Below are 20748 nucleotides of genomic sequence, written 5' to 3' on the forward strand. Positions count from 1 at the left end.
CTACCCTGTCCGCGTAATAGTTTATGACAAAAACGTTCACTTTGTTTATGAATAATTCTTGAATTGTGCAAAAAAATGCAATTAGGGGATGAAAAGGCACAGAAGGGAAAATCGAGGGAGGAATGCGCGCATCAGGCCGATGGCGCAAGGGGGTACGGCGGCCAGCGTTACACTTTGGCCGCCGGATAATCAGGCTTTTTGCCGGTTATCAGGAAGAAATATCGTCAGGAATCCCAGCAGCGGCAGGAAGGCGCAGATTTTATACACCAGGTCGATACTGGTATGGTCCGCCAGCAGGCCCAGCACCGCGGCGCCAAGGCCGCCCATGCCAAAGGCGAAGCCGAAAAACAGACCAGAAACCATACCGATACGTCCCGGCAGCAGCTCCTGGGCATAGACCAGGATAGCGGAGAAGGCCGAGGCGAGGATAAAACCAATGATCACCGTTAAAATCCCGGTCCATTCAAGGCTGGCGTAGGGTAAAACAAGGGTGAAGGGCGCCACACCGAGGATAGAGCCCCAAATAACATATTTTCGCCCAATCTTATCGCCAACGGGCCCGCCAATCACCGTCCCGGCGGCCACCGCGAACAGGAAGGCAAACAGATGCAGCTGGGCATTTTGCACCGATAAGCCGAACTTATGCATCAGATAAAACGTGTAATAGCTGCTGATGCTCGCCATATAGAAATATTTCGAGAAAATCAGCATCAGCAGAATACCTACCGCCAGAATCACCTTATTGCGCGGCAGCGGATTGACGATCGCCGGCTTCGGTTTGCCCTTATTCATCCGGTGCTGTGCGGCGTACCAGCGGCTGATTTGCGACAGCACGACGATAGCCAGCAGGGCGGCCAGTACGAACCAGGCGACGTTGCCTTTACCATACGGGGCGATGATCACCGCCGCCAGCAGTGGACCAAGCGAACTGCCGAAGTTGCCGCCGACCTGGAACAGCGACTGGGCCAGGCCGTGACGGCCGCCGGAGGCCATCCGCGCCACGCGGGACGATTCCGGATGGAAAACCGAGGAGCCGGTACCCACCAGCGCGGCGGCCAGCAGCACCATACCGAAGCTACCGGCCAGCGCCAGGAGGATCAAACCGCAGAGGGTAAAGCACATGCCCACCGGCAGCGACCACGGCATCGATCGTTTATCGGTAATATAGCCAATCACCGGCTGGAACAGCGATGAGGTGAGCTGGAAGGTGAGGGTGATCATCCCGATCTGCACAAAGGTAAGGGAGAACTCGGCCTGCAGCAGCGGGTAGATCGCGAGAATGAGCGACTGGATCATATCGTTAAGCAAATGGGACAGGCTGATCGCGCCTAAGATGCCAAACGAGGTGCGCGCTTTTTGCGGCGGCGCAGCGGGGCCGGACACGGGTTGAGCGGTCTGATTGATTGCCATAGGTTCACGTCACTTTTTTATATAGCTTTCGTTATTTGTACGCCATGCGACTGCCCTGATTTTCCCGGCTACTGCATGGGAAATATGACGAACGGGCTAACGCACTGCCATACAACGCGAAGGCGTATAGAGGATGCAGGTGGAATTATTATCCAACTAACATACCTGCTGACAAGGTTTGAAGGAAGTCGCAATTCTGAAAACATATTTGTCAATGCGACTAACTCGCTATACTTTCGGCACTTGGGATTAAGTCAGGGAGTGAAGCATGCATTGTTTAAAACACAGCGTGGCGCTGGCGTTATTCGCCGCGTTATCGCTGGGCAGCCTGTCCGCGCAGGCCTATGAGCAGGATAAAACCTATAAAATTACCATCCTGCACACCAACGATCACCACGGCCATTTCTGGCGCAATGACTACGGCGAATATGGCCTCGCGGCGCAGAAAACGCTGGTGGACGGTATTCGTAAAGAGGTTGCGGCTGAAGGCGGTAGCGTTCTGCTGCTGTCCGGCGGGGATATCAATACCGGGGTGCCGGAGTCTGATTTACAGGATGCAGAGCCCGATTTTCGCGGCATGAACCTGATCGGCTACGACGCGATGGCGGTGGGGAACCACGAGTTTGATAATCCGCTGAGCGTGCTGCGCCAGCAGGAAAAGTGGGCGAAGTTCCCGTTCCTGTCGGCCAATATTTATCAGAAAAGCACCGGCGAACGGCTGTTCAAACCCTGGGCGCTGTTTAAGCGCGGCGGGTTAAAAATCGCGGTGATTGGCTTAACCACTGACGATACGGCCAAGATTGGCAATCCAGAATATTTCACCGATATCGAATTCCGCAAACCGGCGGAAGAGGCGAAGCTGGTGATCCAGGAGCTGCAGCAGAATGAAAAGCCGGACGTGATCCTGGCCACCACCCATATGGGCCACTATGACAACGGCAACCACGGCTCTAACGCGCCGGGGGATGTCGAGATGGCGCGGAGTTTACCCGCGGGCTCGCTGGCGATGATCGTCGGCGGTCACTCGCAGGATCCGGTGTGCATGGCGTCGGAAAATAAAAAGCAGGTCGACTATGTGCCAGGGACGCCGTGCGCCCCGGATCGTCAGAACGGCATCTGGATCGTCCAGGCGCATGAGTGGGGCAAATACGTCGGCCGCGCCGATTTTGAGTTCCGCAACGGCGAGATGAAGCTGGTGCACTATCAGCTGATCCCGGTCAACCTGAAGAAAAAAGTGACTTACGATAACGGCCAAAGCGAGCGGGTGCTGTATACGCCGCAGATCGCGGAGAACCCGCAGATGATGTCGCTGCTGACGCCGTTCCAGAACAAAGGTAAGGCGCAACTGCAGGTCAAGATCGGCAGCGTGAATGGTCATCTGGAGGGCGATCGCAGTAAAGTGCGTTTCGTGCAGACCAATATGGGCCACCTGCTGCTGGCGGCGCAGATGGCGCGCAGTAATGCGGATTTCGCGGTGATGAGCGGCGGCGGGATCCGCGACTCCATTGAGGCGGGCGATATCACCTACAAGGATGTGATGAAGGTCCAGCCGTTTGGCAATGTGCTGACCTATGTCGATATGAGCGGCAAGGAGGTGGTGGATTACCTGACCGCCGTCGCGCAGATGAAGCCGGATTCCGGCGCCTATCCGCAGTTTGCCAACGTCAGCTTTGTGGCCAAAGACGGCAAGTTGAACGATCTGAAAATCAAAGGCGAACCGGTGGATCCGTCGAAGACCTATCGGATGGCGACGCTGAGCTTTAACGCCACCGGCGGCGATGGTTACCCGAACATCGCCGATAAACCCGGGTATGTGAATACCGGCTTTATCGATGCCGAAGTGCTAAAAGAGTATATCGAGAAGAACTCGCCGCTGGATGCCGCCGCCTATGAGCCGAAAGGCGAGGTGAGCTGGCAGTAAGCCTGGGTTTCGGGTGAGCTATTTCCACGGTGGCGCTACGCTTACCGTGGCTATGAGTTGGGGAGCCCGGATAAGGCGCGTGCGCCGCTATCCGGGATAGTGTTATCAATCGCGGCGGGCGATATCGGCGAACTTCGCATCCAGAAGCTGCGCCAGATCGCTGGCCGCCAGCTCAATATCCAGCCCGCGTTTGCCGCCGGAAATATAGATAGTGGCAAATTCCTGCGCCGGGGAGTCAATCACCGTCGGCAGGCGCTTCTTCTGCCCCAGCGGACTGATACCGCCCACCAGATAGCCGGTGATACGCTGCGCCACCATCGGGTCGGCCATGTCGACTTTCTTGGCGCCCAGCGCTTTCGCCACTTTCTTCAAATCCAGTTGCCCGGCGACCGGGGTGACGGCGACCGCCAGATGCTTCATATCGCCATTAACGGCGACCAGCAGGGTCTTGTAAACCTGATCGGCATTGAGGCCGAGCTTGCGCACCACTTCATCACCGAAGTTGGTCTCATTGGGATCGTGATCGTAACTGTGGATCTGAAAGGGAATTTTGTTTTTTTCGAGTAATTTAACGGCGGGAGTCATAGCTATCCTTCTTACCAACCGGTTTTGCGTGACGTCAGAATACGCCCGCAGGTTGTCTAAAAAATAGTACCATCTTGCGCAATAGTGTTGGCAGTGATGGTCACTTTGAGCGACAATCAGACGATCCGGGATACAAATCCCGGGATAATAATAATGATGAAATTCCTCTTTGACGGGCCAATAGCAATATTGGCCATTTTTTTATGTCAGCATATCCGGCAGATTCCCTTCGCCATACAGATGCAGCGCGCCGACGGCGACCACGTAGCGCCCCGGCGGCAAGGCCAGCAGCGTCTCGCGCCAGGCGAGATTGCGCTGATGCATCAGCACATCATATAAAGACTGGCTGAAGGTCGTCGGCAGCGATACCGCACCGCGCGACGGCGGTTGCTCCAGCCACCAGCCGATCATGACCTGCAGTAAACGGGCGTTGGTGCGCCAGTGGGTCAGCGTATCTTCCAGCAGCGCCATTCCGCCATCGGGCAGGTCGCGCAGCAGCGCGATCTGGCTGTCGGCGCCTTCCAGCTCCATCACCGCTATGTTGCTCTCGCGGGCGGCCATCAGCAACTGATAATCGATACCGTAATCCGGCCGCAGCCCCAGCTTCTGCGCCTGGGTGGCCTGCAGAACCATCGCCACCTGCCACAGCGGCTGGCTGTCGAACAGCTCGACCGACAGGCCCAGCTCGCCGGCTCGCGCTTGTAGCTCGCTCAGCTGCGCGTCGCTCAGGCGCTCCGCCAGCGGCGGATAAGCGGGGAGATTGCTAAACGGGGTTTCATTGCCGCTGATATCGGCCTCGACGATTAACGCATCGGCCTGGCGTATTTTTTTCAGCAGTTTCGCTGGCGGCGGCGCCATGTCGCGGGTGCCCATATGGATGCTGCCGACGAGGTGCAGATAACGTTCGCCGGGCAGGACGATATCCATCGCAGGCCAGGAATAAGACGAGCCGACGGCGGCTCGCCACAGCATTTTTATCCGGTTTAACAGGCCCATACGCGCTCCGAAGTGTGAGGCATTCATGCTAGCGCATATGGTGATACACGTCACCCTTCCGGCGGGCTTTTCTTGTCCCGGAAAAAAAGCGGGCGCCGATCCTGTCAGCGTCCGCTTTCCTGCAACAGCGTTTACTCTTTTGGTTTAAAGCGCAACAGGCGGTTAGCGTTACTCACCACGGTGATTGACGACAGCGCCATCGCCGCGCCGGCGACCACCGGATTGAGCAGCGTGCCGGTCAGCGGCCAGAGGATCCCGGCGGCAATCGGGATACCCAGCGAGTTGTAGACAAAGGCCCCCAGCAGGTTCTGCTTCATATTGCGTAAGGTCGCCTTCGAAATCGCCAGCGCATCGGCCACGCCGTGAAGGCTATGGCGCATCAGGGTGATCGCCGCGGTTTCAATAGCGACATCGCTGCCGCCGCCCATGGCGATCCCGACATCCGCCTGCGCCAGCGCCGGGGCATCGTTAATCCCATCGCCAACCATCGCCACTTTGTGCCCCTGGCTCTGCAGACGCTTAATGGCGTCGGCTTTACCGTCCGGCAGCACGCCGGCAATCACTTCATCAATGCCGGCTTCTTTGGCGATGGCATTCGCGGTAGTGGGGTTATCCCCGGTGAGCATCACCAGGCGGTAGCCCTGACGATGCAGGCGCGCCAGGGCGTCGACGCTGTCTTCGCGCAGTGGGTCACGGATGGCGAACAGCGCGGCCGCCTGACCATCCACCGCCAGCAGCACCGGCGTAGCGCCGCGCGAGGCCTGCGCCATCATCTCGCTTTCTATATCGCTGGTGGCGATATGCTGCTCGTTGAGCAGCGCCTGGTTGCCGAGCAGCAGGCGATGACCTTCCGCCTCACCGCTGACACCAAGGCCGCGCAGGGTGCGGAAGCCGCTCACTTCCGGCAACGGGCTGTCTCCGGCTTTATCGAGGATCGCTCGCGCCAGCGGATGGCTTGAGCCCTGCTCGAGCGCGGCGGCAAGACGCAGCGCGGTAATCTCATCAACGCCAGTGAAAGTTTTCACCACCAACACCTGCGGCTTGCCTTCGGTCAGGGTGCCGGTTTTATCGAACACCAGGGTGTCGAGTTCACTGGCGCGCTGCAGAGCATCGGCGTCGCGCACCAGTACGCCGTATTCCGCCGCCCGGCCAACGCCGGAAATGATCGACATTGGCGTCGCCAGCCCTAAGGCGCACGGACAGGCGATAATCAGCACCGTGGTGGCGATCACCAGGGTATAGACGATCTGCGGCGCCGGGCCGAAGAAGTACCAGATCGCCGCGCTAATCAGCGCAATGGCGACCACCGCCGGGACAAACACCGCGGAGATTTTATCCGCCAGCTGGCCGATCTCCGGCTTGCTGCTCTGCGCCTGGCGCACCATGCGGATAATACGTGCCAGCGTGGTCTGGCTGCCGACGGCGCTGGCGGTGAACAGCACGCTGCCGTCCTGCACCACGGTGCCGGCGTGAATGGCATCGCCATCGCCTTTTTGCTGTGGTACCGGTTCGCCGGTGAGCATCGCTTCATCAAACCAGGCTTCGCCCTGGCTTATCACACCGTCAACCGGAACGCGATCGCCAGTGGTCAGGCGCAGCGTCATGCCGGCCTGAACTTCAGCGAGCGGCAGATCCTTTTCTCCCTCAGGGGTCACCACGCGGGCTGAAGGCGGCGTCAGGTCGAGCAGTTTTTCCAGCGCTTTTGAGGAGCGCTGGCGGGCGCGGGCCTCCAGCATATGGCCGAGGTTAATCAGACCGATAATCATTGCGCTGGCTTCGTAATAGAGATGGCGGGCTTCCATCGGGAACCACTGTGGCCACAGGTTGACGCTCATCGAGTACAGCCAGGCGACGCCGGTACCGAGCGCCACCAGCGTATCCATGGTGGCGGTGCCGTTTTTCAGGCTTTTCCACGCACTGCGGTAGAAGTGCCCGCCGGCGAAGACCATCACCGTAAGGGTGACAAGGCCGATGACCAGCCACAGCGAACGGTTGTCGTCACTGACCATCATGTTATCGCCGATCATGCCCCAGACCATCACCGGCACGCCGACCAGCAGGGCGACAATCGCCTGCCAGCGAAAACGTTTCATGGTGGCGATGGCGGTTTCCTGCTGACGTTCGCGGCGTTCCAGATCGTCCTCGATCGCCTCCGCGCCGTAGCCCGCTTTCTCCACCGCCTGCACTAATTCTGCGGCGGACGCACTGCCCATCACCAGCGCCGTGCGTTCCGCCAGGTTAACCCGCGCCTGTGAGACGCCCGGAACCGCGGCAAGCGCGTTCTGTACCCGGGAGACGCAGCTGGCGCAGCTCATGCCGTTGATCAGCAGCTGTTGACTGTCATCTTCGTCATGGGCTGCCGGAAGCTCAGGAGTGGCCGCTGTCAGTGCTTCCGACGGGATTGATGATTCTGCCAGCGGTTTAGCCTTTGGGTGGCTGAGCTCCGCGCCGTATCCGGCTTGTTTAACGGTTTCAATCAGCGCTTGAGCGCTGGCGCTGCCCGTCACATGGGCTTCAGTGAGGGTGACTTCCGCTTGCTCAACGTCAGGACGCTGCTCCAGACTCTCTTTCACGCGTTTGACGCAGTGGCCGCAGGAGAGGCCATCCAGCGTCAGGTCGATAGTGTTAGACATAAATAACTCCTGAATAATTTTCCGGTCAACGATTGACCAGAACCACTCTTTCATCGAGTATTAAGAAGGTTAAACCTTCCAGCAAGGGGAAGGTCAAGGAGAAAAAATGAATATCAGCGATGTGGCGAAAAAAACCGGCTTAACCAGCAAAGCGATTCGTTTTTACGAAGAAAAGGGGCTGGTGACGCCGCCGTTGCGCAGCGAAAACGGCTACCGCACCTACCGTCAGCAGCATCTCGATGAGCTGACGCTGCTGCGCCAGGCGCGGCAGGTGGGGTTTAATCTGGAAGAGTGCCGCGAGCTGGTGGCGCTATTCAACGACCCGTCACGGCACAGCGCCGATGTGAAAAAACGCACGCTGGAGAAAGTGGCGGATATCGAGAACCATATCCGCGAGCTGCAAAATATGCGCGCGCACCTGCTGGCGCTGGCCGAATCCTGTCCCGGCGACGACAGCGCGGAATGCCCGATTATCGATAATCTTTCCGGCTGCTGTCATCGCTAGGCGCAGGCTTAACGAACGACGGGTCTGATCCGTAGCGTAATCCCTTCCACGGCGACCACTTCGACTTGACTGCCTGGGGCGAGGTCCTCGTCAGCCATCACCGGCCATGAGCTGTCGCCCACGCGCACGTGGCCGCGGCCGTTTACCAGCGGGGCATCCAGCGTCAGACGGCGGCCTATCAGCTGCTGCCCGCGCTGGTTGAGTTGAGCATCGGCAGGACGCTGCAGTTTGACGCGCTTGCGCAGCCACTTCGACCACAGCCACGCCGCCAGCAGAGTGAGGACGGCAAACAGCGTGCCTTGCCATTCCCAGCTCAGCGGCAGGAGCCAGGTCAGGGCGCCGGTCACCACGCCGGCGACGCCGCTCCACAGCAGGTATCCGCTGCCGCCCAGCATCTCGGCCGCCAGCAGCAGCCCGCCGAGGCTTAGCCAGAACAGATGAGGGTGGGCGAGGATCATGTCGATCATGATTTTTTCCGATCGCCAGCGCCTTCTTTGATCAGCTCGCTGATCCCGGCGATCGATCCCATCAGGCTGCTGGCATCCAGCGGCATCAGCACCACTTTACTGTTGTTGGCGGCGCCAATCTGCTGCAGCGCATCGGTGTACTTCTGCGCCACGAAGTAGTTGATCGCCTGAATATCGCCTGAGGCGATCGCTGAGGAGACCATCTGGGTGGCGCGGGCTTCCGCTTCAGCGGAACGCTCGCGGGCCTCCGCCTGCAGGAAGGCGGACTGCCGCTCGCCCTCCGCCTTGAGGATCTGCGACTGCTTTTCCCCTTCCGCTTTCAGAATTTCCGCCTGACGCACCCCTTCGGCCTCAAGGATATAGGCGCGTTTGGTACGTTCGGCTTTCATCTGGGCGTTCATCGAGGCGATAAGCTCCGCCGGTGGGCGAACGTCGCGAATTTCGACGCGGGTGATTTTCACCCCCCACGGGTTGGTGGCGTCGTCAACGATATGCAGCAGGCGGGTGTTAATGCTGTCGCGCTGGGAGAGCATTTCGTCCAGCTCCATCGAGCCGAGCACGGTACGAATGTTGGTCATCGTCAGATTGACGATCGCCTGCTCAAGATTGCTGACCTCGTAGGCGGCCTTTGGCGCGTCAACCACCTGAATAAAGCAAACGGCGTCGATGGTGACGTTGGCGTTATCTCTGGAGATAACCTCCTGTGAGGGGATGTCGAGCACCTGCTCCATCATGTTCACTTTGCGGCCGATGCGGTCCATAAACGGCACGACTAAGCTTAATCCCGGCTGCAGCGTCTGGGTAAAACGCCCGAAGCGCTCCACCGTCCACTGGTAGCCCTGCGGGACGATTTTCACCGCCGCGGCCACAATGACCAGCGCGACGAAAATAAGGATAGGAATAAAAATCAGCATCAAAAACCTCCTGTCTTGTTGCCTGGTGAAGCGCTACAAAGAAATAGCGCGTGTTTAAACTGAGTATATCTTTCTCCACCACCGGGAGAAAGGAAAGTGCGGTAAACTAGCGGTGTTTCAGAAAATAATCAGGAAGCCTCATGAAGGAAAATAACGCGCTTTTGCGTCTCGAGGGTGTGGGATTTAAGACCGACGACGCAGTTATTTTACACAATATCAATCTTGAGCTCAGACCCGGGGAATTTAAGTTGATTACCGGGCCTTCCGGCTGCGGGAAAAGCACCTTGCTGAAAATTATCGCCTCGCTGCTCAGTCCGACCTCCGGACGCCTGTTTTTCGACAATGCCGATGTCGCGACGCTGTCGCCGGAAAGGTATCGCCAGCAGGTCTCTTACTGTGCGCAGACGCCGGCGCTGTTCGGGGATTCGGTTTACGATAACCTGATTTTTCCGTGGCAGATCCGCAATAAACAACCGGATCCGCAGGCGCTGGTGGCCGACCTGCAGCGCTTTGGTCTTGGCGAAAATATGCTGGAAAAATCGATTAATGAACTATCCGGCGGGGAAAAGCAGCGCGTCTCGCTGATCCGCAATTTACAATTTCTGCCGCGCGTGCTGCTGCTGGACGAAATTACCAGCGCGCTGGATGACAGTAATAAACAGAATGTGAATGACATTATTCATGGCTATGCGACGGAAAAGCAGGTCGCTGTTCTGTGGGTCACCCACGATCGCAACGAAATTTCGCATGCCGATGAAGTGATTACCTTGCAGCCTGCCGGCAGAAACATGCAGGAGGCACAGCATGAACGGGCATAACATTACGAACGAATCGCTGGCGCTGTCGATGGTGCTGGTGCTGATCGCTATTCTGGTGAGCTATCGGGAAAAGCTGGCGCTGGAAAAAGATATTCTCTGGAGCATCTGCCGGGCGATCGTGCAGCTGATTATCGTCGGCTATGTGCTGAAATATATCTTTAACGTCAACCATGCGGTTCTGACGCTGTTGATGGTGCTGTTTATCTGCTTTAACGCGGCGTGGAATGCCAAAAAGCGCAGCAAGTATATCGATAAGGCGTTTGTCTCGTCATTTATCGCCATCACCACCGGCGCCGGGCTGACGCTGGCGGTGCTGGTGTTCTCTGGCTCGATAGCCTTCGTGCCGATGCAGGTGATCCCGATTGCCGGGATGGTGGCCGGGAACGCCATGGTGGCGGTGGGGCTGTGCTACAACAATATGGGCCAGCGCTTCAGCAGCGAGCAGCAGCAGATTCAGGAGAAGCTGAGCCTCGGCGCGACGCCGAAAATGGCCTCGGCGCGGCTGATCCGCGACAGCATTCGCGCGTCATTGATACCCACCGTCGATTCAGCGAAAACGGTGGGGCTGGTGAGCTTGCCAGGGATGATGTCGGGGCTAATTTTTGCCGGTATTGACCCGGTAAAGGCGATTAAGTACCAGATCATGGTGACCTTTATGCTGCTGTCGACCGCCAGCCTGTCGACGATTATCGCCGGCTATCTGACCTACCGGAAGTTCTTCAACGCCCGCCATCAGCTGGTGGTGACGCAGCTGAAAAAGCGCCCGTGAACGATCCCGGGTTGCGGCGTTCACGCCTCACCCGGGCGACTAAGGCTAGGTTCCGCATCGTTCGCGTAGCCCGGATAAGCGCAGCGCTATCCGGGGCTGGCAACGGATTAGTACAGCAGCGAATAGAGCTGACGGCGGTATTTGGCGGCCAGCGCATCGCCGGTACCGAGGGCGGCGAGGATCTCCTGCAGCATCTTGCGCGCCTGGCCGTCGCCAGCGCCTAAATCCTTCTGCAGATGGCTGAACAGCAGCGCCAGCGCTTCTTCGTTACGCCCGACCTGATGCAGCTGTAGCGCCAGCTGGGAGGCCAGCTGCGCGTCCTCCGGATTCTGTTCCACCTGCTGCTGCAGCTGCTGGATTTCCGGCGTGTCGGCGGCCTGTTTGAGCAGCTCAATCTGCGCCACCAGACCCTGATAGTGGGTATCCTGATCCTGCAGCGGAATAGTCTTCAGTACATTTTCCGCTTCATCGGAACGGTGCAGAGCAATCAGCGTTTCCGCCAACAGCAGGCCAATCTGGCTGTCCTGATTCGACAGCTGCCAGGCCTCCTTCAGCAGCGGCAGGGCATCGGCGTATTTTTCTTCCTGCATCAGGGCCAGGGCCTGCTGCGCTTTCAGCTCCTCTTCGCGGGGCAGGACTTTATCCAGCAGGGCGCGGATCGCTTCTTCCGGCTGCGGGCCTTCAAAACCGTCCACTGGTTGGCCGTTCTGGAACAGATAAACCGTAGGGATGGCGCGCAGACCAAACTGTGAAGCGAGCATTTGCTCGGCGTCGCAATCGACCTTTGCCAGCGTAAACTGGCCGTTGTATTGAGCGGCCAGGCGCTCAAGAACCGGGGTCAGCTGTTCGCAGTGCTGGCTGCGGGCAGACCAGAAGTAAAACAGCACCGGGACGTTCATGGACTGCTGTAGCGTCTGCTGCAGGTTCGCTTCGCTAATGTTGACAATATTCTGTTCGGACATGGGCATTTCTCGTTAGTCGATTTCTGTTTTACATGGGGGCGGCATGCCGCGCTTCAACTCAGCCGTGGATAATTTTGTCCATCGCGCGGGCTGGCAGCAGGCGTTTGAGCAGCGCCACCGCGTGGGTGACCAGGGTGACCGGGTAGCGCAGCTTCGGCTTATCGCTGATAAAAGCGTGGCGCACTTTTTCCACTACCGCCTCCGGCCCGAGGGTAAAACGGGCGGCGATGCCCGGGTTTTCAACGGGCTTGTCGCTTTGCGTCTGGTTGACGTTATCGGTAAAGCGGGTGCGGATCGGGCCCGGCTCAATCAGGCTGACCTTGATACCGCTGTGACGCAGCTCCATGCGCAGCGCGTCGGACCATGCCTCGAGGGCGTATTTACTGGCGGCGTAGGCGCCGCGGCCGGGGCTGGCGATAAGCCCCATCACCGACGAGGTCATCACGATGCGACCTTCGCCGTGCGGCGTCATCGCTGGCAGCAGCAGCATGGTGAGCTGATGGGCACCGAAAAAGTTAGCGGAAAACTGCTGTTCCATCTGCTGGCGGCTGATGGTGTTCAGCGGGCCATAGACGCCGTATCCGGCGTTATTGAACAGGCCGTAGAGACGATTATCGGTCAGCGCAAGCACCTCCGCCGCCGCGCGCTCCACGCTCTGCGGGTCGTCCAGATCGAGCAAAATACCGGTTAGCCCCAGCTCCTGCATCCGCGCCACGTCCTCTGCCTTGCGGCAGGCCGCCAGCACGCGAAAGCCCTGGCGGGTTAAATCCAGTGCGCTTTCCAGACCAATTCCGCTGGAACAGCCTGTCACTAAAACCGTTTTTTGCATAACTTTACCTGTCAGCAACCCCTGGCGTTCAGGAGTCATGATTAACTAAGGGAGCCAGCCGGTTCGCCATCCACTCGGCGATAAACGGCTGCGCGTCGCGATTCGGGTGAATGCCGTCGTCCTGCATCCACTGGGGTTTCAGATACACCTCCTCCATAAAAAAGGGCAGGAGAGGAATAGCAAACTCTTTGGCCAGGGCCGGGTAAATCGCGCCGAAGGCTTCATTATAGCGGCGGCCATAGTTCGCCGGCAGGTGAATTTGCATCAGCAGCGGCTCGGCGTTGGCCGCTTTGATATCCTTAATAATGGTGCGCAGCGTCTGCTCGGTCTGCTGCGGCGGAAAGCCGCGTAGCCCGTCATTGCCGCCGAGCTCAACCAGCACCCAGCGCGGCTGATGCTGTTTAAGCAGCGCAGGCAGACGGGCCAGCCCTTGCTGGGAGGTATCGCCGCTGATGCTGGCGTTCACCACTGGCGTTTTCGCCTGCCACTTCTCATTGAGCAGCGCAGGCCACGCGGCGTTGGCCGCCATCCGATAGCCAGCGCTCAGGCTGTCGCCGAGGATCAGCAGCGTATCCGCCGCCATCGCGCGGCAGGTAAACAGGAACAAAAACAGGAAAGGCACATGCCAGCGGAAAACATACTTGAAGTTCATCATCTTAAGAAGTCCGTCGGTCAGGGGGAGCATCAGCTCTCCATCCTTACCGGAGTTGAGCTGGTTGTCAAACCGCGGCAGACCATCGCCCTGATCGGCGAGTCGGGCTCCGGTAAATCGACCCTGTTGGCGATCCTCGCCGGCCTGGACGATGGCAGCAGTGGGGAAGTATCGATGCTGGGCAAACCGCTGCATCGGATGGATGAGGAGGCGCGGGCGGCGCTGCGGGCGCAGCACGTCGGCTTTGTCTTTCAGTCGTTTATGCTGATCCCGACGCTCAACGCCCTGGAGAACGTCGAGCTGCCGGCGCTGCTGCGTGGCGCCAGCGACAGCCAGAGCCGGGGCGATGCCCGCGCGCTACTTGAGCAGCTGGGGCTTGGCAAACGCCTGCACCACCTGCCGGCACAGCTCTCCGGCGGTGAACAGCAGCGGGTCGCGCTGGCCCGGGCCTTCAATGGTCGTCCGGCCATTCTGTTCGCCGATGAGCCCACCGGCAACCTCGATCGCCAGACCGGGGATAAAATTGCCGATCTGCTGTTCTCGCTTAATCGCGAACACGGCACCACCCTGATCCTCGTCACTCACGATCCGCTGCTGGCGGCGCGCTGCGACCGTCGTCTGCGCCTGGTGGATGGCCAGCTGCGGGAGGAAGCATGATCGCCCGCTGGTTCTGGCGCGAATGGCGCTCGCCGTCGCTGCTGATCGTCTGGCTGGCGTTAAGCCTCGCCGTGGCCTGCGTGCTGGCCCTGGGGTCGATAAGCGATCGGATGGAGAAAGGCCTCAGCCAGCAAAGCCGTGAGTTTATTGCAGGCGACCGCACGCTGCGCAGTTCGCGCGAGGTGCCCGCTGAGTGGATCGCGCAAGCGGGCCAGTCAGGGCTGAGCGTCAGCGAACAGCTGAGCTTCGCCACCATGACCTTTGCGGGCGATACGCCGCAGCTGGCGGACGTCAAGGCGGTGGATGACCGCTATCCGCTGTATGGCACTCTCGAGACGCAGCCGCCGGGGCTGAAGCCCCAGGCGGGCAGCGTGCTGCTGGCGCCAAGGTTGATGGCGCTGCTGAACCTGAAAACCGGCGATACGATTGACGTTGGCGACGCCACGCTGCGCATTGCCGGGGAAGTGATTCAGGAGCCGGATGCGGGGTTCAACCCCTTCCAGATGGCGCCGCGGCTGATGATGAATATGGCCGACGTGGCAAAGACCGGCGCCGTGCAGCCCGGGAGTCGCGTCGCATGGCGCTATAAGTTCGCCGGCGACGCTGAACAGCTGGCCAATTATGAGCAGTGGCTGCTGCCGAAACTCGGCCCGGAGCATCGCTGGATTGGTCTTGACCAGGACGACAGCGCGCTGGGCAAATCCCTCGAACGCTCGCAGCAATTCCTGTTGTTATCCGCGCTGCTGACGCTGCTGCTGGCCGTCGCGGCGGTGGCCGTGGCGATGGGCCACTACTGCCGCAGCCGCTACGATCTGGTCGCCATACTCAAGACGCTGGGCGCCGGACGGGCGCAGCTGCGCAAGCTGATTGTCGGCCAATGGCTGCTGCTATTGACGCTGTCGCTGATAACCGGCGGGGCAGCAGGGCTAGCGCTGGAGCGCCTGCTGCTGCTGGTGCTCAAACCGGTTCTGCCCGCCGCGCTCCCGCCGGCCAGCGGCTGGCCGTGGCTGTGGGCGGTGGGCGCGACCGGCGTGATTTCCCTGCTGGTGGGCCTGCGCCCCTATCGGCTGCTGCTGGCGACCCTGCCGCTGCGGGTGCTGCGCCAGGACGTGGTGGCTAACGTCTGGCCGCTGAAAATCTGGATCCCGACGGTCAGCGCCGTGGTGGTGGGCCTGCTGGCCTGGCTGATGGGCGGCAGCCCCCTGCTGTGGTCGGTGCTGGCCGGGGCGGTGGTGCTGGCGCTGCTGTGCGGCCTGGTGGGCTGGGGATTGCTGTGGCTGCTCAAACGCCTGACGCTCAGCGCCTTGCCGCTGCGCCTGGCGGTGAACCGCCTGCTGCGCCAGCCGTGGTCGACCCTCAGCCAGCTGGCGGCGTTTTCCCTGTCGTTTATGCTGCTGGCGCTCCTGCTGGTGCTGCGCGGCGATCTGCTCGACCGCTGGCAGCAGCAGCTGCCCCCGGAGAGCCCAAACTACTTTCTGATCAATATCGCCCCTGAGCAGATAATGCCGGTGAAGACTTTCCTCGCCGAACACCAGACGCGGGCGGCGGAATTTTATCCGATCGTCCGGGCTCGTCTGACGCAGATCAACGGCCACTCCACGGACGGGAACAAAGACGAAGCGCTGAATCGCGAGCTTAATCTCACCTGGAGCGAACAGCGTCCGGATCATAATCCACTGGTGGCTGGCAACTGGCCGCCGAAGCCGGGCGAGGTATCGATTGAAGAGGGACTGGCGCAGCGACTGGGGGTGAAGATCGGCGATACGGTGACCTTTACCGGCGATACTCAGGACTTCAGCGCGAAGGTGAGCAGCGTGCGCAAAGTCGACTGGGAGAGCCTGCGGCCCAACTTCTTCTTTATTTTCCCCTCCGGGGCGCTGGACGGGCAGCCGCAGAGCTGGCTCACCAGCTTCCGCTGGGATAACGGTCCCGCGATGTTGACCCAGTTGAACCGCGAGTTTCCCACCGTTAGCCTGTTGGATATCGGCGCCATCCTGCGTCAGGTCGGCCAGGTGCTCTCCCAGGTCAGCCGGGCGCTGGAGGTGATGGTGGGCCTGGTCACGGCCTGCGGCGTGCTGCTGTTGCTGGCGCAGGTCCAGGTCGGTATGCGCCAGCGTCATCAGGAGCTGGTGGTCTGGCGCACGCTGGGGGCCGGAAAATCGCTGCTGCGCGCCACGCTGTGGGCGGAGTTTGCCCTGCTGGGGCTGGTTTCCGGCCTGGTGGCGGCGATAGGCGCCGAAGTGGCGCTGGCGATGCTGCAGACGAAAGTCTTTGATTTCCCCTGGACGCCGGACTGGCGGCTGTGGGTGATGCTGCCGCTGACGGGGGCGGTGTTGTTATCCCTGTGCGGCGGCGGGCTGGGGCTGCGTTTGTTAAAAGGGAAAGCGTTGTTCCGTCAGTTTAGCCAGTAAGATTATTGCATTTTGATGATGCGCCGCCGTTTTTGGCGGCGCTTTTATTTTAAGCGCACAAATTGATAACTCGTTGATTTTTAAGCGCACAAAACATTAAAAAACCGACAACACGCTGTACTGATTCGCGGTTAATATTCAGCTGGTAAATATAAGGTTGCTTATTAATCAAGGAAAAACTATGGCACATAAAATAAAAGCGCTGGCGATCTCGATCGGCGCAACACTGGTGTTCACTTCATTTGCTTCTCACGCGGAGATCACGCTGCTGAAACAAGATCCGCAGGCGGGCGATCCGTTAAGCCGGCTTAACTTTACCGTCGGCGGGAGTATTCGTCCGCAATTCAACATGATGACCGGCGATGGCGATAAAGGCTCCTATAAGCGTAACGGTTTCGACGGCGGCACCCGTTTCCGCTTCGCGGCGGATTACTACCTGTTCGATGATATTAGCTGGATCAGCTACTACGAACTGGGGGTGAACATTCCGGCGCTGTTCGACTGGGATAACCACTACGCGGAAGGGGCGAACAATACTACCCGCCGCATGCTGTATACCGGCCTGAAAAGCGATACCTGGGGGACGTTAACCTACGGTCAGCAGAACAGTATTTACTATGATGTGGTGGGGGTGAAAACCGATATCTGGGACTACGACATGATCGGCCAGGCGCCGGGCAACGGCATTAACGGCGATTACGATGGTTCTTATCGTTCACGTAATATGCTGAAATATAAGAAAACCGTTGGCGATGTCGATCTTTACGGCTCTTATCTGTTCGAAGACAGCGAATACCTGCCGGGTAACGGTCTACGCTATAAACGTAAAGGCGGCGGTTCTGTTGGCGCGGACTACCACATCATGAAGGATCTGACCTGGGGGACCGCGTGGAACTACACCCGCGCCGAAATGCGCGACCCGTCAAGCGCCGACAGCAAAACCTATGACCAGAACATCGTCGGTACCGCGCTGAGCTGGACCCCGGATAACTGGACCTTCTCCTTCGGCGGCGGCTGGTATCAGAACTTCCTCACCACCAAAAAAACCGATGTGCATAATTACTTCGCCGGCGACGCCTGGGGGATTGAATATTTTGCGGGCTATAAATTCCCGATCAATCAATACGCTGTTAAATCTATTCAGCCGTACTTTATGGGCGACCGCCTGCAGTACGTGAATGGCCGCAACTACCAGCGTATCGATAACGGTCTGGGGATTAGCTTCCAGCTGGATTACGGTTTCCGCGTTGACTACGAGCACGTGTTTACCTCCAGCACCGACAATCTGGGCGATATGAACCTGGTGCGTCTGCGCTACGACTTCTAAGCGGTCACATCTCCCCGGTCGCGATGCGCTCACCGGGGCTACAAATCGTGCCGACCGGTAGCCCGGCTAAGGCGTTTACGCCGCAAGCCGGGACAATCGAGCATGCGATTACTTCGCCAGCCAGGCGGCGACCTCCTGCCAGTTGCCGCGAAAAATAATCTTCCCGGCTTTTTTCCCCAACTGATAGCGATACATCGGGTCGTAGTATTCTTCCAGTAGCGGCACCAGCCAGGCGAAGTGCGCCTCGGTGCTGGCGGTGCGCTGCTGCTGCACCAGCGCCTCATCGAGGCGTTCAGTGAGCTGGGCAAAACGCTGCAGCCCCAGGCGACGGCGGATGGCAAACAGGCCGTGATGCAGATACTCGCCGTATGCCTGCCAGCCTTTCTCTTCGCCATAGGCGGCGATAAAGTCGCGATACATGCGATCGAAATACTCCTCGCGCAGCCGTTCAAGGCGAACGTCAAACGGATCTTCCACCACCGCCAGCGGCGATTGCGCCATGCGGATGCGCAGGCACTCCGGCAGATGGTTGGCGCCGATCATATGGCCTTCATCTTCCAGCACCCAGCGCGTCTGCTGTTCGGCTTTTTTGAGCAGGCTGACCGCCAGGTGGTTTTCAAAGGTGGCTTGCGGATGCTGCGGCTGTAGCGTGCGGCCAAACGAAGAGCCGCGGTGGTGGGCATGGCCCTCCAAATCGATACCGTCCGGTCGCGAGCAAACCAGCTGGGTTTTGCCGTTGCCGGTGCAGCCGCCAATCAGCACGATCGGCCGCTGTACCAGCGCGTCGGTAGACTGGATCGCCGCCTGGCGCAGCGCTTTATAGCCGCCGACGATCAGGGGGTAATCCACGCCAGCTTCTTTCAGCCACTGCTGGACAATATGCGAGCGCTGGCCGCCGCGGGCGCAGCACAGGTAACCGTGCGGGTAACGGGCGCATGCTTCCAGCCATGACCGGATCCGGCTGGCGCGCAGATCGCCCTGAACCAGCTTATGGCCGAGCGCCAGCGCCGCTTCCGGCCCCTGGCGCTTATAGCAGGTGCCGACTGCGGCGCGCTCTTCATCATTCATCAGCGGCAGGTTGATCGCCGCCGGCATCGCGCTTTGGCTAAACTCCACCGGGGCGCGTACGTCAATCAGTGGCGTATCGCTGGCGAGAATGGCGCGATAATCCGTCCCATTGGTCATGGGGTATCCTCTGAAGTCAAAACAGAAATGGGCTTTACAGCAAGGGGGGGATTGTACGCGCCTCAAGGTGTGCCGGGGAAGGGGATAGATCAAATCCCCGGCACGAAGAGTTTAGCTGAGCTGCGATTGCGCCCAGAACAGACCGCTGGTGTACTCCGCTGGCAGCAGCGGCTTGATCGCTTCCAGCGTCGCGCTCAGACGGTCAGTATCGCTGTCGGTCAGGTTCAGGTGGCCGACTTTACGACCCGGGCGCACCTCTTTATCGTACCAGTGCAGGTGGACCAGCGGCAGCTTCAGCCAGTCGTAATTGAGATCGGTACCGATCAGGTTGATCATTACCGACGGGCTGTTAACCACTGGCGGCGGCAGCGGCAGGCCGGTAATCGCTCGCAGATGCAGCTCAAACTGGCTGATGGAGGCGCCATTTTGCGTCCAGTGGCCGCTGTTGTGCACGCGCGGCGCCAGCTCGTTGATCAGCAGTCCCTCGGCAGTGACGAAGCACTCCATCGCCATCACGCCGACGTAGTTCAGCTCGTTCATGATCGCCGTCAGCATGCTTTCCGCTTGCTCCTGCTGGCGGACATTGGCCTGCGGGAAGGCGACGCTGGCGCGCAGAATACCGTCCTGATGCAGGTTGCGGGTCAGCGGGTAGAAGACGGTGCTGCCGTCATGGGCGCGGGCACCCACCAGCGACACTTCGCCGGAGAAGTTAATCCCCTGCTCGACGATGCACTCGCCGTAGTTATCGGCCGGTAGCTGATCGATCTCGTTTTCCCGCAGACGCCACTGGCCGCGGCCGTCGTAACCGCCAACGCGACGCTTAACGATCGCCAGTTCGCCAAGGCGGGCAAACACCGCCGGCCACTCGCTTTTATCCGCCAGCAGCTGCCACGGGGCAGTGGCGAGACCAAGCTTGTCAAACAGCTGCTTTTGCGTCAGGCGATCGGCGATAATCGGGAAGACGTCGCGGTTGACGAACGCCGGGTGGCGGGCCAGCTCGCGGGTGAGGGCGGTTTCCGGCCAGCGTTCAATTTCTGCCGTGATGACGCTCTGCTGGAATGGCACCGCTTCCGGATCGGCTTCCAGACCCACCGGCCAGACGGCGATACCCAGCGGCTCGCCGGCCTGGCGCAGCATGCGGCCTAACTGGCCGTTGCCGAGTACGCATACCTGTTTCATGCCGCACCCCGCGGGTCCGGGTTATCCAGCACTTCATCGGTTTGCGCCTGGCGCCAGGCGCTCAGGCGCTGGTGGAGTTCAGCATCATGCTGGGCGAGGATCTGCGCGGCAAGCAGACCGGCGTTCGCGGCGCCGGCTTTGCCGATGGCCAGTGTGCCGACCGGAATACCGCGCGGCATCTGAACAATGGAGTAAAGGCTGTCGACACCGCTTAAGGCTGCGCTCTGAACCGGTACGCCGAGCACTGGCACCAGGGTTTTCGCCGCAATCATGCCCGGCAGATGCGCCGCGCCGCCTGCCCCAGCAATAATCACCTGATAGCCATTGCTTTCGGCGCTTTCAGCGAAGCTGAACAGCTTATCGGGCGTGCGATGGGCGGAGACCACTTCGACATGGTACGGAACGTTCAGGGCATCAAGAATTTCTGCGGTAAATTGCATGGTAGCCCAGTCGCTTTTGGACCCCATCACGATGGCGATACGCGCCGAATTATTGCGGGAAGACATACGTCTTAAAACTCCTGTGGGT

General features: G+C 59.7%; 20 protein-coding genes. 7 read left to right on the forward strand and 13 right to left on the reverse strand.

Annotated features, from left to right (window positions below; translation table 11 throughout):
• Window positions 1-189: 189 nt before the first annotated feature.
• Window positions 190-1410, reverse strand: a complete 1221-nt coding sequence (locus ACQUTP_RS09220) for an MFS transporter (RefSeq protein ID WP_004204731.1) — start codon at window positions 1408-1410, stop codon at window positions 190-192.
• Window positions 1411-1678: 268 nt separating this feature from the next.
• On the opposite strand from ACQUTP_RS09220, the gene ushA reads away from it, so the two are divergent.
• The gene (gene ushA / locus ACQUTP_RS09225; RefSeq protein WP_004204729.1) at window positions 1679-3331 is read left to right on the forward strand and encodes a bifunctional UDP-sugar hydrolase/5'-nucleotidase UshA; all 1653 of its coding nucleotides are present in this window, start codon (window positions 1679-1681) and stop codon (window positions 3329-3331) included.
• A gap of 105 nt (window positions 3332-3436) precedes the next feature.
• Here the strand turns inward: ushA and ybaK are convergent, their stop codons facing one another.
• The 3 genes from ybaK to copA all read right to left on the reverse strand — a co-directional run bounded on the left by ybaK (window position 3437) and on the right by copA (window position 7545).
• Window positions 3437-3916 (reverse strand): Cys-tRNA(Pro)/Cys-tRNA(Cys) deacylase YbaK, encoded by a 480-nt coding sequence (gene ybaK / locus ACQUTP_RS09230; protein WP_048294272.1) that lies wholly within the window; start codon window positions 3914-3916, stop codon window positions 3437-3439.
• A 201-nt stretch (window positions 3917-4117) separates the two neighbouring features.
• Window positions 4118-4912 carry a TraB/GumN family protein gene (locus tag ACQUTP_RS09235; RefSeq protein ID WP_023319864.1) on the reverse strand — a complete coding sequence of 265 codons (795 nt, stop codon included), beginning with the start codon at window positions 4910-4912 and terminating at the stop codon, window positions 4118-4120.
• A gap of 131 nt (window positions 4913-5043) precedes the next feature.
• The gene (gene copA / locus ACQUTP_RS09240) at window positions 5044-7545 is read right to left on the reverse strand and encodes a copper-exporting P-type ATPase CopA (RefSeq protein WP_428902407.1); all 2502 of its coding nucleotides are present in this window, start codon (window positions 7543-7545) and stop codon (window positions 5044-5046) included.
• Window positions 7546-7651: 106 nt separating this feature from the next.
• Between copA and cueR the strand changes: the two genes are divergently transcribed.
• Window positions 7652-8050 carry a Cu(I)-responsive transcriptional regulator gene (gene cueR, locus ACQUTP_RS09245; RefSeq protein WP_285755595.1) on the forward strand — a complete coding sequence of 133 codons (399 nt, stop codon included), beginning with the start codon at window positions 7652-7654 and terminating at the stop codon, window positions 8048-8050.
• Between the two features lie 8 nt (window positions 8051-8058).
• Here the strand turns inward: cueR and ACQUTP_RS09250 are convergent, their stop codons facing one another.
• Window positions 8059-8517, reverse strand: a complete 459-nt coding sequence (locus ACQUTP_RS09250; protein WP_017898886.1) for an NfeD family protein — start codon at window positions 8515-8517, stop codon at window positions 8059-8061.
• The gene (locus ACQUTP_RS09255; protein WP_004204723.1) at window positions 8514-9431 is read right to left on the reverse strand and encodes an SPFH domain-containing protein; all 918 of its coding nucleotides are present in this window, start codon (window positions 9429-9431) and stop codon (window positions 8514-8516) included. The genes ACQUTP_RS09250 and ACQUTP_RS09255 overlap by 4 nt, the downstream gene beginning before the upstream one ends.
• A 140-nt stretch (window positions 9432-9571) precedes the next feature.
• Here ACQUTP_RS09255 and fetA point away from each other — a divergent pair, with 140 nt between their 5' ends.
• Both fetA and fetB read left to right on the forward strand, forming a co-directional pair.
• Window positions 9572-10249 carry an iron efflux ABC transporter ATP-binding subunit FetA gene (gene fetA, locus ACQUTP_RS09260; RefSeq protein ID WP_285755597.1) on the forward strand — a complete coding sequence of 226 codons (678 nt, stop codon included), beginning with the start codon at window positions 9572-9574 and terminating at the stop codon, window positions 10247-10249.
• On the forward strand, window positions 10236-11018 hold the full coding sequence (fetB, locus tag ACQUTP_RS09265) for an iron efflux ABC transporter permease subunit FetB (RefSeq protein WP_004204721.1): 783 nt from the start codon (window positions 10236-10238) through the stop codon (window positions 11016-11018). Before fetA ends, fetB begins: the two co-directional genes overlap by 14 nt.
• Window positions 11019-11125: 107 nt before the next feature.
• On the opposite strand, the gene ACQUTP_RS09270 is transcribed toward fetB, so the two are convergent.
• Genes ACQUTP_RS09270 through tesA form a run of 3 tightly spaced genes read right to left on the reverse strand, consistent with a single transcriptional unit; the run spans window position 11126 to window position 13461 of the window.
• Entirely contained in the window at window positions 11126-11980 is an 855-nt protein-coding gene (locus tag ACQUTP_RS09270) for a co-chaperone YbbN (RefSeq protein ID WP_004204720.1), read from the reverse strand.
• A gap of 58 nt (window positions 11981-12038) precedes the next feature.
• Complete coding sequence (locus tag ACQUTP_RS09275) at window positions 12039-12848, reverse strand: SDR family oxidoreductase (protein ID WP_285755599.1); 810 nt, start codon at window positions 12846-12848, stop codon at window positions 12039-12041.
• A complete protein-coding gene (gene tesA / locus ACQUTP_RS09280) occupies window positions 12838-13461 on the reverse strand; it encodes a multifunctional acyl-CoA thioesterase I/protease I/lysophospholipase L1 (RefSeq protein ID WP_025999119.1) in 624 nt (207 codons plus the stop codon). Before tesA ends, ACQUTP_RS09275 begins: the two co-directional genes overlap by 11 nt.
• Between tesA and ybbA the strand changes: the two genes are divergently transcribed.
• Both ybbA and ybbP read left to right on the forward strand, forming a co-directional pair.
• On the forward strand, window positions 13432-14118 hold the full coding sequence (gene ybbA / locus ACQUTP_RS09285; RefSeq protein WP_004146399.1) for a putative ABC transporter ATP-binding protein YbbA: 687 nt from the start codon (window positions 13432-13434) through the stop codon (window positions 14116-14118). The two genes, tesA and ybbA, sit on opposite strands and share 30 nt — an antisense overlap.
• Window positions 14115-16529: a putative ABC transporter permease subunit YbbP gene (ybbP, locus tag ACQUTP_RS09290; RefSeq protein ID WP_285755600.1), complete on the forward strand. Its 2415-nt coding sequence runs from the start codon at window positions 14115-14117 to the stop codon at window positions 16527-16529. The genes ybbA and ybbP overlap by 4 nt, the downstream gene beginning before the upstream one ends.
• Here ybbP and ACQUTP_RS09295 read toward each other — a convergent pair.
• The gene (locus ACQUTP_RS09295; protein WP_032426074.1) at window positions 16491-16619 is read right to left on the reverse strand and encodes a hypothetical protein; all 129 of its coding nucleotides are present in this window, start codon (window positions 16617-16619) and stop codon (window positions 16491-16493) included. The two genes, ybbP and ACQUTP_RS09295, sit on opposite strands and share 39 nt — an antisense overlap.
• A gap of 91 nt (window positions 16620-16710) precedes the next feature.
• Between ACQUTP_RS09295 and ACQUTP_RS09300 the strand changes: the two genes are divergently transcribed.
• Window positions 16711-17856 carry a porin gene (locus tag ACQUTP_RS09300; protein WP_017898882.1) on the forward strand — a complete coding sequence of 382 codons (1146 nt, stop codon included), beginning with the start codon at window positions 16711-16713 and terminating at the stop codon, window positions 17854-17856.
• A gap of 108 nt (window positions 17857-17964) precedes the next feature.
• Here ACQUTP_RS09300 and mnmH read toward each other — a convergent pair whose 3' ends face one another.
• The 3 genes from mnmH to purE form a co-directional block, all read right to left on the reverse strand.
• Window positions 17965-19041, reverse strand: coding sequence for a tRNA 2-selenouridine(34) synthase MnmH (gene mnmH / locus ACQUTP_RS09305; protein WP_285755602.1), 1077 nt, complete (start codon window positions 19039-19041; stop codon window positions 17965-17967).
• A 111-nt stretch (window positions 19042-19152) separates the two neighbouring features.
• Window positions 19153-20220, reverse strand: a complete 1068-nt coding sequence (purK, locus tag ACQUTP_RS09310; RefSeq protein WP_004204712.1) for a 5-(carboxyamino)imidazole ribonucleotide synthase — start codon at window positions 20218-20220, stop codon at window positions 19153-19155.
• Window positions 20217-20726, reverse strand: a complete 510-nt coding sequence (gene purE / locus ACQUTP_RS09315) for a 5-(carboxyamino)imidazole ribonucleotide mutase (RefSeq protein ID WP_004204711.1) — start codon at window positions 20724-20726, stop codon at window positions 20217-20219. Before purE ends, purK begins: the two co-directional genes overlap by 4 nt.
• Between the last annotated feature and the right edge of the window lie 22 nt (window positions 20727-20748).

It is taken from the genome of Klebsiella sp. 2-CIP_Kleb. (assembly GCF_050378715.1).
Classification (GTDB): Bacteria; Pseudomonadota; Gammaproteobacteria; order Enterobacterales; family Enterobacteriaceae; genus Klebsiella; species Klebsiella quasipneumoniae.